General features: G+C 61.5%; 12 protein-coding genes and 1 pseudogene. 10 read left to right on the top strand and 3 right to left on the bottom strand.

What is annotated here, in order from left to right:
• Position 1: 1 nt before the first annotated feature.
• The 10 genes from HX881_RS32430 (at position 2) to HX881_RS32475 (ending at position 7,720) form a co-directional block, all read left to right on the top strand.
• A complete protein-coding gene (locus tag HX881_RS32430) occupies positions 2 to 457 on the top strand; it encodes a GspH/FimT family pseudopilin (RefSeq protein ID WP_177088638.1) in 456 nt (151 codons plus the stop codon).
• On the top strand, positions 454 to 825 hold the full coding sequence (locus HX881_RS32435) for a type IV pilus modification PilV family protein (RefSeq protein WP_017124594.1): 372 nt from the start codon (positions 454 to 456) through the stop codon (positions 823 to 825). The genes HX881_RS32430 and HX881_RS32435 overlap by 4 nt, the downstream gene beginning before the upstream one ends.
• Positions 822 to 1,451, top strand: coding sequence for a prepilin-type N-terminal cleavage/methylation domain-containing protein (locus HX881_RS32440; RefSeq protein WP_177088640.1), 630 nt, complete (start codon positions 822 to 824; stop codon positions 1,449 to 1,451). Before HX881_RS32435 ends, HX881_RS32440 begins: the two co-directional genes overlap by 4 nt.
• Positions 1,448 to 2,158 carry a general secretion pathway protein GspK gene (locus tag HX881_RS32445; RefSeq protein ID WP_177088642.1) on the top strand — a complete coding sequence of 237 codons (711 nt, stop codon included), beginning with the start codon at positions 1,448 to 1,450 and terminating at the stop codon, positions 2,156 to 2,158. Before HX881_RS32440 ends, HX881_RS32445 begins: the two co-directional genes overlap by 4 nt.
• Positions 2,155 to 3,216 (top strand): PilN domain-containing protein, encoded by a 1,062-nt coding sequence (locus HX881_RS32450; RefSeq protein ID WP_177088644.1) that lies wholly within the window; start codon positions 2,155 to 2,157, stop codon positions 3,214 to 3,216. The genes HX881_RS32445 and HX881_RS32450 overlap by 4 nt, the downstream gene beginning before the upstream one ends.
• Before the next feature lies 1 nt (position 3,217).
• Positions 3,218 to 3,841: a type II secretion system protein GspM gene (gene gspM / locus HX881_RS32455; protein ID WP_177088646.1), complete on the top strand. Its 624-nt coding sequence runs from the start codon at positions 3,218 to 3,220 to the stop codon at positions 3,839 to 3,841.
• Complete coding sequence (locus HX881_RS32460; RefSeq protein ID WP_177088648.1) at positions 3,838 to 4,338, top strand: general secretion pathway protein GspN; 501 nt, start codon at positions 3,838 to 3,840, stop codon at positions 4,336 to 4,338. Before gspM ends, HX881_RS32460 begins: the two co-directional genes overlap by 4 nt.
• A 55-nt stretch (positions 4,339 to 4,393) precedes the next feature.
• Complete coding sequence (gspD, locus tag HX881_RS32465) at positions 4,394 to 6,679, top strand: type II secretion system secretin GspD (RefSeq protein WP_177088650.1); 2,286 nt, start codon at positions 4,394 to 4,396, stop codon at positions 6,677 to 6,679.
• A gap of 121 nt (positions 6,680 to 6,800) precedes the next feature.
• Positions 6,801 to 7,256: a glucosaminidase domain-containing protein gene (locus HX881_RS32945; RefSeq protein WP_017124600.1), complete on the top strand. Its 456-nt coding sequence runs from the start codon at positions 6,801 to 6,803 to the stop codon at positions 7,254 to 7,256.
• Positions 7,250 to 7,720, top strand: a complete 471-nt coding sequence (locus tag HX881_RS32475) for a hypothetical protein (protein ID WP_017124601.1) — start codon at positions 7,250 to 7,252, stop codon at positions 7,718 to 7,720. Before HX881_RS32945 ends, HX881_RS32475 begins: the two co-directional genes overlap by 7 nt.
• Positions 7,721 to 7,792: 72 nt before the next feature.
• Here HX881_RS32475 and HX881_RS32480 read toward each other — a convergent pair.
• The 3 genes and pseudogenes from HX881_RS32480 to HX881_RS32490 form a co-directional block, all read right to left on the bottom strand.
• A pseudogene (locus HX881_RS32480) lies at positions 7,793 to 7,963 on the bottom strand (VapC toxin family PIN domain ribonuclease); the annotation flags it as partial.
• Between the two features lie 319 nt (positions 7,964 to 8,282).
• On the bottom strand, positions 8,283 to 8,630 hold the full coding sequence (locus HX881_RS32485) for a hypothetical protein (RefSeq protein WP_017124721.1): 348 nt from the start codon (positions 8,628 to 8,630) through the stop codon (positions 8,283 to 8,285).
• Positions 8,627 to 15,468: DUF637 domain-containing protein (locus HX881_RS32490; protein ID WP_425503560.1), on the bottom strand; the 6,842-nt coding region annotated here is incomplete at its 5' end. The genes HX881_RS32490 and HX881_RS32485, both read right to left, overlap by 4 nt.

Genomic DNA, 15,468 nt, shown 5'->3' on the forward strand with positions numbered 1-15,468 from the left:
CATGAACGACCTGGGCGCCACACGGGGCTTCACCCTGCTGGAGATGCTGGTGGTGATCCTGATCATCGCCATCGGGGCCAGCCTGCTGGCCCACAGTGTCGCCGGTGGCCTGGGAAACGCCCGTGAACGCCAGGCCAAGCGCGAGCTGAGCCTGGCCCTGCGCAATGTCCGCAGCCACGCCGTACTGAGCGGACAGCCGGCCACCCTGCACTTCGACCTGCTGCGCGGCAGCTACCGGATGGATGACCAGACCGAGCACTTTCTGCCCGAGGGCATGCACCTGCGCCTGACCACCGCCGCCGACCTGTCGTCATCCCGCGAGGGGGCGATCGAGTTCTATCCGGACGGCGGCTCCAGTGGCGGCAATGTCTATCTGCAGCGCGGTCCGAACAGCTGGCGGGTGGACGTCGCCTGGTTGACCGGCAAAGTCAGTTGGCAGGACGGGGCACAGCCATGAAAGCACCTGCCCAGGGCGGTTTCACCTTGCTGGAAATGCTTGCGGCCGTGGTCCTGCTGAGTGTCGGCTTCGCCGTTTATCTCAACGCCATGGGCACCACCGGCCGGGCCTTGCTGCGCGACGAGCAGAGCACCCGCATGGCGCTGCTGGCCAGGACCCTGTTCGACGACCGCAGCCGGGGGCTGCTCAAGCCGGGGCATTGGCAAGGCAGCCTGGCGCAGGTGCAATGGCAACTGATCGCTACCGCACAACCCGGCACACCGCCGACCGACCTCTATCGACTGGAACTGGTGCTGGAACAGGGCTCCCGGCAGGAGCGCTTCGTCACCTGGCGTGCCCAGGGGCGGACAACGGGAGCACGGCCATGACAGCACGGTCGCGCGGCTTCACCCTGCTGGAAGTGCTGATCGCCCTGAGCCTGCTCGGGCTGCTGATGGTGTTGACCGCATCGGCACTGACCGCCAGCAACCGCACGCAAGACTTCGGCGAACGCTATTCCAGCCGTCTCGACGAGATCCGTTCGGCCCAGTTTTTTCTCCGCAGCTCGGTACAACAGGCCTATCCGGCGGTGTTTCAGCGCGATGCGCAGAACAACGACCGGGTATTCGAGGGCGAGCACGAACAGATGCGCTTTGTCGCCCCGCTGCCGCCACGGCTGGCAGGAGGCCTGCCGTTGCAGGTGTTCTCGGCGGTTGAAAACCGGCGCGGGTCAAGGGACCTGCAAGTGGCTTTCTTCCAGATCGACCAGCAGGGCCTGCATCCCTGGGGGGAGCCGCAGATCCTGCTGCGCGATCTGGACCACTGGCAATTGAGCTACCGCGGCCTGGACGACAACGGCTCCTCTACCGACTGGCTGCCCCGCTGGCCGTGGCCGGAGCGCCTGCCGCTGGCCCTGCGCATCGACTTGCAGGCCGCCGGCCCGATCGCCTGGCCGCCCCTGGTGGCCATTATCCGCATGAACCTGGGCAGCAATGACGCCCAGGCCGCGCGATGAACCGCGCACGCGGGGCCGCCCTGGTCCTGGCGCTCTGGGCCCTGGCGCTGCTGAGCCTGATGATGGCCGTGGTGGTCGGCACCCTGCGCCTGGAAAATCGCCAGAGCGCCTATGCCTTGCAGCACACCCGCGCCCTGCTCGCCGCCGAGTCCGGCCTGGCAATGGTGGTACAGGACCTGTCGAGCAAAACGCCCGGCATGATCGCCGACGGCCGCCTGTATCGCCTGACGATCGAAGAGGCGCAGGTGAGCGTCGAACTGCACGGCGAACGCGGCAAGCTGGACCTGAACCAGGTCAGCGTCGAGGACTTCACCCGGGTCGTGCGTTACCTGGGCGCCAGTCCCGACCAGGGCAGGCGACTGGCCCGGGAACTGCTGGCACGACGCAATGGCGGCACGCCGATAAGAAGCCTCGAGGAACTGCAACTGTTCGCCGCCATGGATCGTCGGCTGTATGCGCAACTGGCCCCGAACCTGACGCTGTGGACCGGCCTGGCCCAGCCCGACCCGAGTCTTGCCACCGAACCCTTGCGAGCCGCCCTCAAGCTGGCATCTCCGGTGCTCGCAGGCACCGCCGGACCGATCTACAGCGCCCGGATACAAGCCGCGGTGACTGCGACGACCTCGGCAACCCTGAACGTGACATTCCTGCTCAACCCACAGGCCGAGGGCACGCAACGCTATCGCGTGCTGCGGTGGCAGGAATGAAGGCCCTCGACAGCCGCCGGCTCGGCACCCTGCTGGAGACCACCCGCCAGCTCTCGCAACAGTGGCACGCCTCGCGCCTGCCGGTGTTCCTGCGCTGGTGGCAACGGGAACTGCTGGGCTGCCTGCCCCGGCGCTGGCGCGAGCGCCTGGCGTCAGCCAGCCAGGAACGGCTGCTGCACTGGCACGCCGGGGGGCTGCCCCAGGCGTGCGCTGCCGATGAGCCGCCGGGAAATCGACGCCAGGTCCTGCTGCTACCCTGCGCACAGGTCCTCCTCGCCCGTGTGCAACTGCCCCAGGCAGCGGCCACGCAAGTTGAAGCGGCGCTGGCCTTCGAGATGGACAAGTACACACCGTTCAAGGCCGCCCAGGTCTATTTCGATACGGTTCGCGATCCTCCCGCGGAGCGGGCCCGGCCCGTGTTCGGACTGACCCTGGTGGTCGCCCTGCGCGAGCGGATCGACACGCTCCTGGACGAGGCGGCGCGAACAGGCTTGCGCATCGATGCAATCGACGTGCTGGATCGCGGCGGCTCGCGCTTGCATGTCAACCTGCTGCCGCCCCACCGCCACCCCCAGGCCCGTCACCCGACCCGGCGACTGCAACTCTCGCTGGCCCTGCTCGGCGCCGGCCTGTCGCTGGTCGCCATGCTGCTGTGGGTGCATAACCGCCAGTCGGCCCTGGACGCCATGGCCGCCGAGGTCAACACACTGCGCAACGACACCGGGCAGATCCAGGCATTGCGCAGGCAACTCGATGAACTGCTCGACACCGGGCGCTATGTGCAGACACAGAAAGCCCTGTCGCTGTCCAGGACCGTCCTGTTGCAGGAACTGACCGCCTGCATACCCGCCGACACCTGGCTGGAGCAGTTGAACATCGATACCCAGGGCACTCTGATCCTCAGCGCGCAAAGCAGCCAGGCCAGTGACCTGATCGCCAAGATGAAGGCCTGTACGCACCTGCAGGACCTGCAATTCCAGGGCGCGATCCAGGCCGACGCCAGCACCGGCCAGGACCGTCTCAACCTCACCGCGCGCCTGCGACCCCGGGAGAAATGACATGCCGCCACGCCTGACGCGCCGTGAACAACGGGCCGCGGCCCTGATCCTGGCCATGCTCGGCCTGATCGCCGGCTATTTCATCGGCATCCATTGGTGGTTCACCGCGCCGTTGCAATCGATCAGCGAGGAAATGACCACACTGCGCGCCCAGCATCAACGCTACCAGGCCCTGGAAGGCCAGCGCCCGCTATTGCAGGCGCAACTGGCCCAGGCCCGCAGCACACCGGCGAACAATGACAACCTGCTGCCGGACTCCGACGCCGGTGCCGCCACCGCGCAACTCATGCAACAGGTGGTTTCCAGGCTGCAGGCGCTGCCCCCGGAGAGCGGCGGTTGCACGATGAGCAATCGCATGCCGGTCGCCGTCGACGAGACCGCGCCCTATCGCCAGGTCAGGGTCAGTATCAACCTCGACTGTGCCATCGAGCCCCTCGTGACCTTGCTCCACGGACTGGAAAACGGCCAGGTTTCACTGTTCGTCGAAACCCTCGGTATTCGCAAGGACGCGGTCCAGGCTCCCGCAAGCTCTCACCGCCTGGCGGTGCAACTGCAAATCAGCGCCTACCTGAACAACCCACCGGGTAAAAGCGCACCCACCCGCAAAGGGGCGCCGGCCACATGAAGACCCCGGACAGACTCACGCTCTGGCTGGGCGTTTTCGTGACGTCGACAGCGGCCCTGTGCCTCGCCTTGTTCGAGGGACTGGGCGCGGGTGTCGAATGGTATCCCGAGCAGGTCCAGCCGCCAGCTGCAGCGCCTCCAGCCAGCGTGGCGGTCGAAGCGCCGCCACCGCTGTCGTCCTATGCCGCCATCTGGGAACGCTCGCTGTTCAACCGCGACCGCAAGCCCGACCCAGCGGCCTCGATCGCCACAGGCGAGCACGATACACAGTCGCTGGCCGGCCTTTCGCTGAACGGCGTCGCCGTCTCCGCAGCCTTGCGCCGGGCGCTGTTCAAGACCCGCGAGGGCAAGAGCCTGAGCGTCGCGGAAGGCGAAACCCTGCCCAATGGCTGGCGGGTCGAGCGGATCAGCGCGGAAAAAGTCTCGTTGAGCTTCAAGTCCACCGAGCAGGAACTGAGCATCCCCGTTTTGAAATTGCCGGCCACTGCCGTGCACTGAGACCACCCCGGTGCCTGGCCCCTGGGTGCCGGGCACCGCACAAGGATGAATCAATGTGATCGAACGCATCGCCCGTCCCTGTCTTATCGGTTTCATCCTGCTCTCGGGCTGCGTCTCGCCCGTGACCGACGAGGTGCATGACGACCTGCTGCTCCGTCAGGGCCTGGCCGGCACCGGCGAGGATCGGGCGCGCCAGGAGGCAACCACGCTGCCAGCCGCCGTCGCCCGGACGGCCACCCAGACGCCAGCGGCTTCCAGCTCGCCGATCATCCACGGCAGCCAGAGCCTGGTGGCCCGCGACAGCGCCCCGGTGAAAGCCCGTCCGGCGCCCACGGACGCCGCCGGGACGATGTTCAACTTCGCCGGCGTGCCGATCCAGGCGGTGGTCAACACCATCCTCGGCGATGTGCTCAAGGAGAACTACAGCATCGGCCAGGGCGTGACAGGGGATGTGACCTTCTCGACCTCCAGGCAGGTGGACAAGGCCCAGGCCTTCGCCATTCTCGAGACGCTGCTGTCCTGGACCAACAACGCGATCATCCGCCAGGGCGACCGCTATCTGGTCCTGCCGGCCAACCAGGCGGTCGCGGGCCAGCTCACGCCCCGGCAGTCCATTCCGGAACCGGGCAGCGGCCTGAGCGCGCGTTTTTTCGTGCTGGACTACATCTCGCCACTGGAAATGCAGAAGCTGCTCAAGCCGTTTGCCCGGGAAAATGCCTTCCTGGCCGTCGACACCTCGCGCAACGTGCTGGTGATGGCCGGCACCCCGGACGAATTGAACAATTACCAGCAGACCATCAACACCTTCGACGTCAACTGGCTCAAGGGCATGTCCATCGGGGTCTTTGGTCTCAAGCGCGCCAACGTGGGCCAATTGATGCCCGAGCTGGAGCGCCTGTTCGGTGCCCAGAGCGCGACCCCACTGGCCGGGATGCTGCGCTTCCTGCCCATCGAGCGGACCAATGCGATTGTCGTCATCTCGCCGCAACCGGAGTACCTGAACGACGTCCGCCGCTGGATCGACACCATCGACCAGGGCGGCGGCGACGAACCGCAGATGTATGTGTATGACGTGCGCAACATGAAGGCCACCGACCTGGCCCGTTACCTGCGCCAGATCTACAGCGATGAGTCGGTCACCGAGGACGCCGCGGCCCAGGTCGCCCCGGGCCTGCGCACCGTGACCCTGACCAGCAACGGTTTCGGCAACGGACCGGGCAATGCCCCTGGCAACGGTTCCGCGGGCAACTGGGGCCTGCCCGGCAATACGGGTGGCACCCAGGGCCTGCCGCCGCCCATCAGCAGCAGCGCGGATACCCGGACCTCGCCGGACAGGGCCTCGGACGACCTGCAACTGGGCCCCCCTGGGCAAACGAATGGCGGCAGGGCCCCGGTCAATGCCAACAACCCGACGAACTCGGTGCGGATCACCGCGCAGAAAAGCAGCAACCAGTTGCTGGTGCGCAGCCGGCCCACCCAATGGGCGGAAATCCAGTCGGCCATCCAGCGACTCGACAACCCGCCGATGCAGGTGCAGATCGAAACCCGGATACTCGAAGTCGGCCTCACCGGCTCGCTGAACCTGGGTGTGCAGTGGTATCTGGGGCGCCTGGCCGGGAACTCGGCCACCAAGGGCATCGAGAACGCCTCCGGCAGCCAGGGCGCGCTGGGTCGTGGCGGCGCGGCGCTGAGTGCTACAGACTCACTGTTCTATTCGTTCGTCAGCAACAACCTGCAAGTCGCCCTGCACGCACTGGAAACCAACGGTAATACCCGCGTCCTGTCGGCGCCCTCGCTGGTGGTCATGAACAATCAACAGGCGCAGATCCAGGTGGGCGACAACATCCCGATCAACCAGACCACCATCAACACCAACACCACCACGATCAGCACCAGCTCGGTGCAATACATCCAGACCGGGGTGATCCTCGACGTGGTGCCCCGGATCAATCCGGGTGGCCTGGTGTACCTGGATATCCAGCAGCAGGTCAGCGACGCCAGCACCACCGTCGACGCCAACGGCAACCCGACCATCTCGACCCGCGCCGTCTCGACCCAGGTGGCGGTGCAAAGCGGCCAGACCGTCTTGCTCGGCGGCCTGATCAAGCAGAACGAAAACGGTACCGACAACAGCGTGCCGTACCTGGGACGGATCCCCGGCCTGCACTGGCTGTTCGGCAACACCCAGCGCCAGCGTGGCCGCTCGGAACTGATCGTACTGATCACGCCCAGGGTGATCACCGGCAACAGCGAGGCACGGCAGATTACCGACGAATATCGCCAACAGTTGCAATTGATGAAGCCGATCGAGGCCAGGCCCAGGACAGGCTCCCCGCCTTGAGTCGCGCCGGAATCTGACCATGTTGAGACACGGTTCCTGTAACGCTGATCAACCCTGCCCTATACTTGCCAGCGATTCAGGCAACACCAATGGAATTGACCGATCATTCGAGGGAAGAGCCGTGAGTGCCGCACTCTGCAACAACATTGCCGCCGTGACATTCGTCAGCAAACACAAGGCGGTTTGCCAGCCGATCGCCGATCAACTGGAACTGCCGGTGGAGAACATCCTCGGCCTCGCCGCCCAGGAGAGCCAGTACGGCAGCGGGCGCATCGCCCGGGAGCTGAACAACTATTTCTCCATGCACGCCCCGGCGCCGTTGCAGATCGGCTCGGAAGCGCCGATGGGCAATGCCCGGATCCAGGTGGCGAAGTATTCGTCCTTCCAGCAATGCGCCCAGTCCTTCGCCACCCGCTATGGCGCGGCGGTCAGGGGCAAGAAAGACCCACTGGAATTCGCCCAGACCCTGGTGAAGATCGGCTTCAACACCGGCAACGCCGCCACGGGCGGGCGCGACGGGTTCGCCAAGTACCTGGCGCAAATCATTATCGCAGTCAAAGGACGAATGGCGTGCTGATCAAGACGACCGCTGCATGGCTGTTCACCCTGGGCCTCGCCTGCACCACCCTCTCGGCGTGCGCCGCGCAGGCCTTGCAGCCCGACCAGGTCAAACCCCAGGGCCTGAGCCGCGAACAGGCCCAGCAGGTGCTGGAAGTGGCGCTCAAGCATGAAGACTACAAACTGGGCAAGCCCGGAGTCTTTATCGACGGCGACCTGGCCGACGAAAACGGCAACCCGCCTCATCCGGGCTATTTCGACTTCAGCCTGGGCTACAACGACCCCAAGGCCGGCGCCACCGAGTACTGGGGATTGTTCTCGGTCAGCACCACGACCGGGGATGTCTGGGAAATCAACAGCTGCAAGCGCCTGACGGGACCTGAGCTCAAGCAACTGCAAGGTCGGATCATGAGCAGGACCGGGAAGAGCCTGGGTGATGAGAAGGTGCAGCGGGAGGGGTTGGGGTGTGATGAGGAGCCGTAGCGGCTCCAGGCCAGCGGGCGGCCTGGACGGTTAATCCGAGGGTGCGAATTAGCGACACAGGCTGCTCGCGAGTCATACCTGACCCGGGGCTTGCGTTTCCGATACCCAGTCTTCAATGCGCAGGCCCGGAACGCGGTCAAACTCGCGTGAATTATTTGTCACCCGAATCAATCCTTGTGAACGGGCGTGTCCGGCAATCATCTGATCGCAAGGGCCCAGCGGGGTGCCGGCTGTTGCCAGCTCCGTGAAATAGGGGACAGACCCTGAGGAATCCCCACAAATCAATTTGATCGCTCCCACGCTCCAGCGTGGGAGTGTCTCACTGGACGCTCTGCGTCCGCCCTTTGTGACGCAGAGCGTCACGGGCTGCATGCCCACGCAGAGCGTGGGTACGATCGAAAGGAGGCGCTACTGTTAATACGAGCTGGAATTTCTGCTTCCTTAGATAAATACCGAGCTCTAGCCTCTCTATCAGTTAAGTTTTTTGGCTGTGCTAGATCGTCCCACCATTTAGCATAGGATGCAGAGTCGTCTATTGCTTTTGCACCACTAGAGAAAACCTCTAGCTAGCGTAATTTTCCTTCATCAGATCAATCGCAACCTCGAGCTTTCGGCGGTTCTCAATGGAAAGGCGGCGCTCCTTATATTTATTTAAATCTAACACTTCGACTGATACGTCTTCCAAGCCACTACTTAATCGCGAGATTTCTACAGTTGCAATACGATCTAAGTCGATCAGCACCCAGTAAATATCCTCAGCCTGTTCAGGAATCCAGTTTACGATCAGAGCAAAAGACAACCAGGGAAACGCCGCTTTAAGACCAGCCAACAGCAGAGGATTAGTGCCGCCTGAAAACATCGACGCCATAGAGCTCAGCAAATCCGCTCGCACTTGGTCACGAGAGCTCATTTGAGCACCCCTGGAAATGCTGTTACTAGATTCCCAAATTTATCAGTCATAACAGTCATTATCGAGGTTGACTGTCCACCACTGAATTTATCCGTACCAATAGAACGCCCAACATCAACTTCGCGCACATAGCGCACACCATCAGCACTGTCTACCATTCGTGTGACAGGTGTACTCACAACCGCTTTGCTTTGCAGAAGACCACGCAACTCAAGCTCCCCGATAGAAAACTGGCTTGCATTTACTTTGCCCGACAAGTGACGTGAAGCCAAGTGCTCCATACCATCATTAGCTAAGTTGACTCGGGACTGGACTCGATCAGGAACACCTTCCAAGGTATTCAAAGATCCTTTTGCACCCTCTCCCGAAACCGCAACCGGCCGCCCATCAATCGAGCATGGTGCATTAGTACCAGTATTATGCACCCACGTTTTCAGCTTACCAACATAGAACGTATGTCCGATGTCGACCGTAAGGTTATACGTTTCCCCCACTGGAAGAAACAGCTCCAGAGATGTCACCCGTGTCGAAGCATTCTCACCCTCGCCATCGCTGAGCGACTGGAGCAAATCGCCCGGTTTCAGCTCTATGGCCGGAATGAAGTCCCGCCGTTCTGGTACGTAGAAGGGGTGAGACGGAGTTACTAACAGCGTTTCAGCTTCTGCCAGACCATCCGCACGGATGTTTTCCAGCTTGAGCCGATAGATCGGCTGATCGTTTCGGTAATGAGTTGCCAGAATGGCCGCTGCAAACGGCTTCCCACCTTTATCAGGTTTACTCCAAACGATATCACCGACCTTAAGCGAATCGATTGCCCGGTCTCCCGAGGGCGTAGCAACCATGGTACCCGCAGCGAAGCAGCACGGTCCTTTTCCTGGATTCACGCCGAAGCCATCGGCATCTTCCGAGACCCCATTACCGGTCTTCCCACCCTTGCCAATACTGGCAGTGACCTTGGTGCCCCAGCCTTCGGTCAGCAACGTATTGCCCATGTTGCTGATCATGGCGGCTCTTTCAGCCACACTCAGCTTGCGACCCGCCGCATCATCCAGCCAGGAGGTCTTGTTCTCCCACTCCTTGAGATTGGCGCTCTCGGCAGGTGTCAGCCAGCCTTCCTTGATGTACTTGGCGGTGATGATCTGGTCATCGGTGACATAGGTATTCCCCCAAGGGTCGTACCCTTGGGCAGGTTGTGCGATCAGCCCGGGATTGCCTGCCAGCATCCCGACCATGTCATAGGAAACCTTGTTCCTGTAGAAGCTGAGCAGCTCCTGGGCGACGGGGTCATCCATGGCAATGGTGTTGGCTTGCAGGCCTTCGACGCAGGCACGGCTTTCACACAGGTCGATCAGTTGCGAACGTTCGGCCGAGATCTTTTCAAACTTGCTGACCAGGTCGCGCTGTTTCGCTTCGGTGCAATTGCCACCGGCCTTACACGCCTTCAACTCGTTGAGCAGGCGCTCGGCGGTGGGGTGATCGAGGCTGTTGAACTTGGTGGCCTGCTGGGTTACCCAGCCCGCCACTTCCTGGTCCTTGTCAGAGCCGCCTGCTGCTGCCGCAACGGTTACGCCGATCAACTGCGAGGTCATCGCCAGCAATTGATCATGCATGTCGCCCACGAAGATCTTGTCACCGACCGATGCGACAAAGGCTTCGTTGGCACCGGCTGCCAGGGCACCGGTACGGAAGCTGCCTCCCGCCGCCTCGGCGATCAGGCCACCGACAATCGCGTGCGCGCCGACCTTGGCCGGTACACCGGTGAACTCCAGTTGCGTGCCCAGCCGGTTATAGATCGAGGCCGACAGGACATCAGCCGCCGCGCTGATGGTGGCCTGTGCCAGATTGCTCTTGAGGCTGCCACCATTGATCGCTGTGTTGGTGACCGCGCCAAAGCCCTTTTCAGCCAAGGTATAGCCGGCAAACTTGGTCAGCTCACTGGTGTTGGCAAGGTCGAAACCGTGGGTAGCCTTACTGGCGTCTTCGGCGGAGACACCGAACGCCTTGTCCAGGACCCCCGATGCAAAGCCCGCAACCAGCCCGCTTGTTACATACCCCTTGATACTTTCCGCAGAGGTTACATCCTTGAGAACCGCGCCCAGATTGCCCTTGTTGTTTATCGTACTGACAACGGACTGGACTACGGCAGCGGTGTAGGCCGCGGACGCAGCCGCACCGATCGCTGCTGCGGTCGTCGTGCTGACGCCTACGGCTGTTGCGGCCCCGCTGGCGGTGGAACCAACAGTCGCGGCAGTTCCCGAACCAGCGGTGATTATCGTCACGACAATGACCACCGCCAGCATCGCCCCCATGCCCATGCCGGAGTTGCTGTACTTGAAGGAGTCGTGGACCTCCTTCACACGTTGCCAATCGACGTCGCCGCGCTGCTCTGCTTCCTTGAGCCAAGCCAGTTGAGGATCTGCCTGAACCATGGCATCAATGGTCTGGCTGACCGTCTTCTGGTCAATCTGCCTGATGTCGATATGCACGCCCTTGGCGGCAGTGATCGCCAGGTCGCCCTTGCTGATCAACTCGCTCTGGCGCAGAGTCTCGTCGGTATGCCCCTTACCCTTCGAGGAGTTCCAGGCGAGGCTGTTATTGGTCTTTTCGTGGCTCTCCTGACTCAGGTCCTTGACACCCTCGAAAGTAATGGCGCCTCCGCTCCTCAGCGTCAAGTCCGCGCCACTATCAAGCTTCGCAACTTGATAACGCTGGTCGCCACCGCTGACGAGCGTCAGGTCGCTCCCCGTGGTGATCTGGGTACCAACGTTGGTGATTTTTGTCACCTCATCATGTTTGGTCTGCTTACTCCCCCAACTACCCTTATCCTTTTTGTCATACAGCGAGTAATCCGTGTCCTGGGCTGCCAGTACATCCAGTTTTCCAACCGCCGCAAGATAGGCTTCGTTACCGGCATTGATCCGGCTCGAGACCAGAGCCATATCTTTGCCTGCATTAAAAGTAATGTCCTGCCCCGCGCTCACCACACTGGAAATCTGTTTGACGTGATCTTCCTGTGCCGTAACTTTCTTCGATTTGGAATACGAATGAAGTTCATCGGCAGCCGAAGTCACCGTGAGGTTCTCGCCCGCACCAAAATCGACGTTACGTTTTGCCTCTATCTGACTGGCAACCACCGCCAGATCACGCCCTGCCTGGACAGAGAAGTCACGCCCCACCGTCACATTCGAGCCGTACTGGGTAATGCTGCTGCTCTTGGCACCCAGCACAACGCTGTTGTGCTGTTCGGCTGAGGCGATAAAGACATCCCGCCCCGCAGTGATCGTTGTGTCACCACCACTTTTCAGAGTGCTACCGGTGCTGACAAAATCCCGCGCCGCCTTGACGGTCAGATCATTCGCCGCCTCTATCCGGGCGCCACTATCGGCGTACTCATTGCGACCGTTATAGCCTTGGTAGTTGATGTTATTGCCAACCACCGTGCGCTGGTTGATCACATCGCCGGCGATTGCAACCATACTGACGTCGCGCCCGGCAATAATGCCGCCCGCCTTGTTGACGATATCGCCCCCCGCCAACAGATCCAGACGATTGCCGCCCTCGATCAAACTGCTGTTGACCAGATCATTGCCCGCTGTGGCAGACAAGTTGTTACTGGCCCGCAGCGTACCGGCGTTGTTCAGGTCCTTGCCAGCAATCAGCGTGAGATCCGCGCCCTGGATCAACGCCCCATTCGGCGCCAGGCGATTATTGGCCTGGGCCAGGTAGAGCACCGGTACCAGCACCTCCTCACCGTTCACCACCTGTTTTTCCATCCAGACGATGTCGTGGGTCAGGGCCGCAACCTGCTCGGAGGTCAGACTCACGCCCACGCTGAGGTTCAATTGCTGCTTGCTGCTGACAGCGTTGTCCATCAGGTACTTGAACAGGCTTTCATCCGAGGTCTGGCCATCGATGAAACGCTGTCCGGTACGCGCGACCACCGCTTGCTGGATCAGTTTCTGTTCATAGAAACCATCGCCCAGGCGCTTGGTACTGTCCTCGTCGTTGTAACCGAGCCTCGACAGCAGGTAGTCCGAACTCACGAATTGCTTGAGGTCGGCGAACGCCGGGTTGGTTTCGATCAGGTATTTCTGTGGTCGGGACTGGCCGGTAGTGCTGGGCAGGCCCTGGACACGGGCAAGGGGCAACGGGCCGGTGCTGCCGGTCTGGGTGTTGTCCGAGAGCGCGACCGCTGTCAGTTGCGCAGCGGGCTGAATCTGTTGTCGTTGGGCGGTGCTCAGGCTGGTGCCGCTCAGGGTCCAGCTTTGAGGGCCTTGGTCGGCTGGGGAGCTACTCGCCGCATCACTGAGGCGGAACAACCCATTTTGCCCGGTAGGCAGGCTGAAGCCAGGAAGTGCCAGCGGGTTGACCTGTTGCTGAGCAAGATCAGGGGGCAACTGGCGATTGATATTGACGAGGGTAGCGGTGCTGTTACCTACCTGTGTCGAACCCACTCGGGAGGCGACACCGTCGATTACCACGCCTTCACGGATGACGCTGTTGGTCAGGTTTTGCGTTGCCGTGATATTGACCGCACCACCCGCCTGCACAACTGCGTTGGCATAGGTAGATGGGCTGTTGTAGGTCAGGGTGTTCTCAAAGAAAGTAGCGTTTTGTACAGCGGCCGGGGCTTCGGCAAAAGGGCCGTTCGGGTTGTAGTGCGCCGGAGAAATACTCCTGACATCAGGGTTCCCATCGACATGAACGATACCAAAAGAGGTGTAAGGATTATCTCCTCGACCTCCAGACTTCGACAATATCCTGAAAGAAGACTCATCATTGTTGGCGTTCCAAGCATGCAGGCTGGGAAGCCCGGCAAAATACTGGACCGAAGGATCGTTGGCGGCGTCGTAGTTCATCACCGACACCCAGAAATTCATGTTGCGAAGATCTACGTTAGGTAAGAACGAACGCCGTATGCTGTAATCGCCGACGGATGCCCCTTGGTTGATGAACGTCTGCAGATTGAGGGTCAGGTTGTTACCCGCGCTCACCGTAGAAGCTGAGTTGAGAAACTCCTGGCCATTAGCCTGGAAGTTCCTGCCCGCTGTCATGCTGGCGGATGCCGAATCCTGAACAATCTGAGACTTGTAGTTCTGGACCCATACCAGATAACCATCTTCCTGATGTCCTATGGCTGGAACGAACATCGAGCAGCTGTAGCAACGTATGCCGATGTAGGCCGAAACCATACCCCCCGTTGCTTGAAAGACATCCTTGCGGTTCTCGATATGAGCAGCCGAGAGACTCAGGTCACCACCGCTCTCTATCGTCGACGAGATATTGTTGATCGATGAACCCTGGCCATTGCTGTCATCCTTGGCAATGCCGAGGTTGCCGAAGCTGTACACATCGGCATAACGATTGGTGAACGTATCGGTGCGCAGCGCCATGTCGCCGCCACTGAAGATCAGCCCTTTGTCGTTCAGCAGATTCGCTGTACTCAGACGCAGGTTACCGGTGGTGCCCAGAGTGCCGTAGTTGTTGATCCCACCAGCAGTGACCGTCATTCCCGCCGCAGACGTGATCCGGCCATAGTTGCCAAGCAGCCCCGCCACATTGATTGTGGTGTCTGCACCGCCCGCGATACTTGCGTTGCTACCCAGGCTCACCGTTGCGGTACTCAGGCCCAGGGTGCCCAGGCTGCTGTAGCGCCCGTTGCCGCTGTAGCTGCCGGTCAGGCTCAGGTCGGAGCTGCCATCACTGGCGATCAACCCGTCGTTGCTCCAGTTGCCACCGGTACCGCTCAGGCGGGTGGACGCCAGCAACTGGGCGCCGGCGATCTGGTTGAGCGTGCCGATATTCAGGGTCAAACGCCCAGCCTGGATGATGCTGCTATTGGTCCAGCTGTCCGCGACAAGGGTCAGGTCGCCCCGGGTCACCAGACTGCCACCGGCGTTCAGTACATTCGCGGTGGCGATATCCAGGGTCCCATTACCCAAGTGCAGCAGGCTACCACCCTGATTCTGGAAACCGGCCGCGTCCAGGCTCAGGTCGCTATTGGCGATTTCCAGTTGGCCACTACGGTTATCGAACAGGCCGCCAATCTGGAACTCGGTCTTGCCGCTGGCACCCAGTGCGCGGAGCTGGCCGTTCTGGTTGTCGACACTGGCCGCGGCAATCGAAAGGTTACTGCTGCTTTCGATGATGCCCTTACGGTTGTTCAGGTCGCCGTTGAGCCTCAGGTCGATCTGGCCTGCGGCAAGCTGTCCGCCGCTGTCACCGCTGTTGTCGAGGCTGTTACCGCTGGTCTTTATCAGCCCCGTCGCATAAACACCGCCATTGCGGTTGTCGACGTTGCCGGTACCCGCGTCGATCACGGTATCGCCTGCCTGCGCGGCGATGCGACCGCCGTAATTATCGACACCACCGAATGCGCTCAGGCTCAGACGCTGGGCCTGAACGAGCCCGCCTTGCCGGTTGTTGTCGAGGTCATAGCCGTTTTTCAAGACCCCGACGACATGTGCCTCAAAGGCCCCCTTGATGCTGGAGAGCACGCCCCCGCGACTGTCGAGATTGGCCGCCTTGATAAACAGATCACCATCCTGGGCGATGATCTTGCCGCTCTGGCTATCGATATCGCCGCTCACGTCGAGATCGACTGCCCCCTTGCCCTGGAGCGAACCCTTGGCGTTACCGAGACTGGCGGCTTTCAGTTGCAGGTCGCCATTGCGGCTGGCGATCAGCCCACCCTTGTCGTTCAAGACAGCGCCAACGGCATCAACGGACAACTTGTCGTTGGCGCCCAGCGTGCCATTGGTATTGGTCAACGTCCCCAGCAGATCCAGGGTCACGCCAGCGGCGCCGGTGAGGACACCATTGCTGTTATCGAGATGGG

This window comes from Pseudomonas gingeri, from assembly GCF_013386115.1.
In the GTDB taxonomy this organism is placed as follows: Bacteria; Pseudomonadota; Gammaproteobacteria; order Pseudomonadales; family Pseudomonadaceae; genus Aquipseudomonas; species Aquipseudomonas gingeri.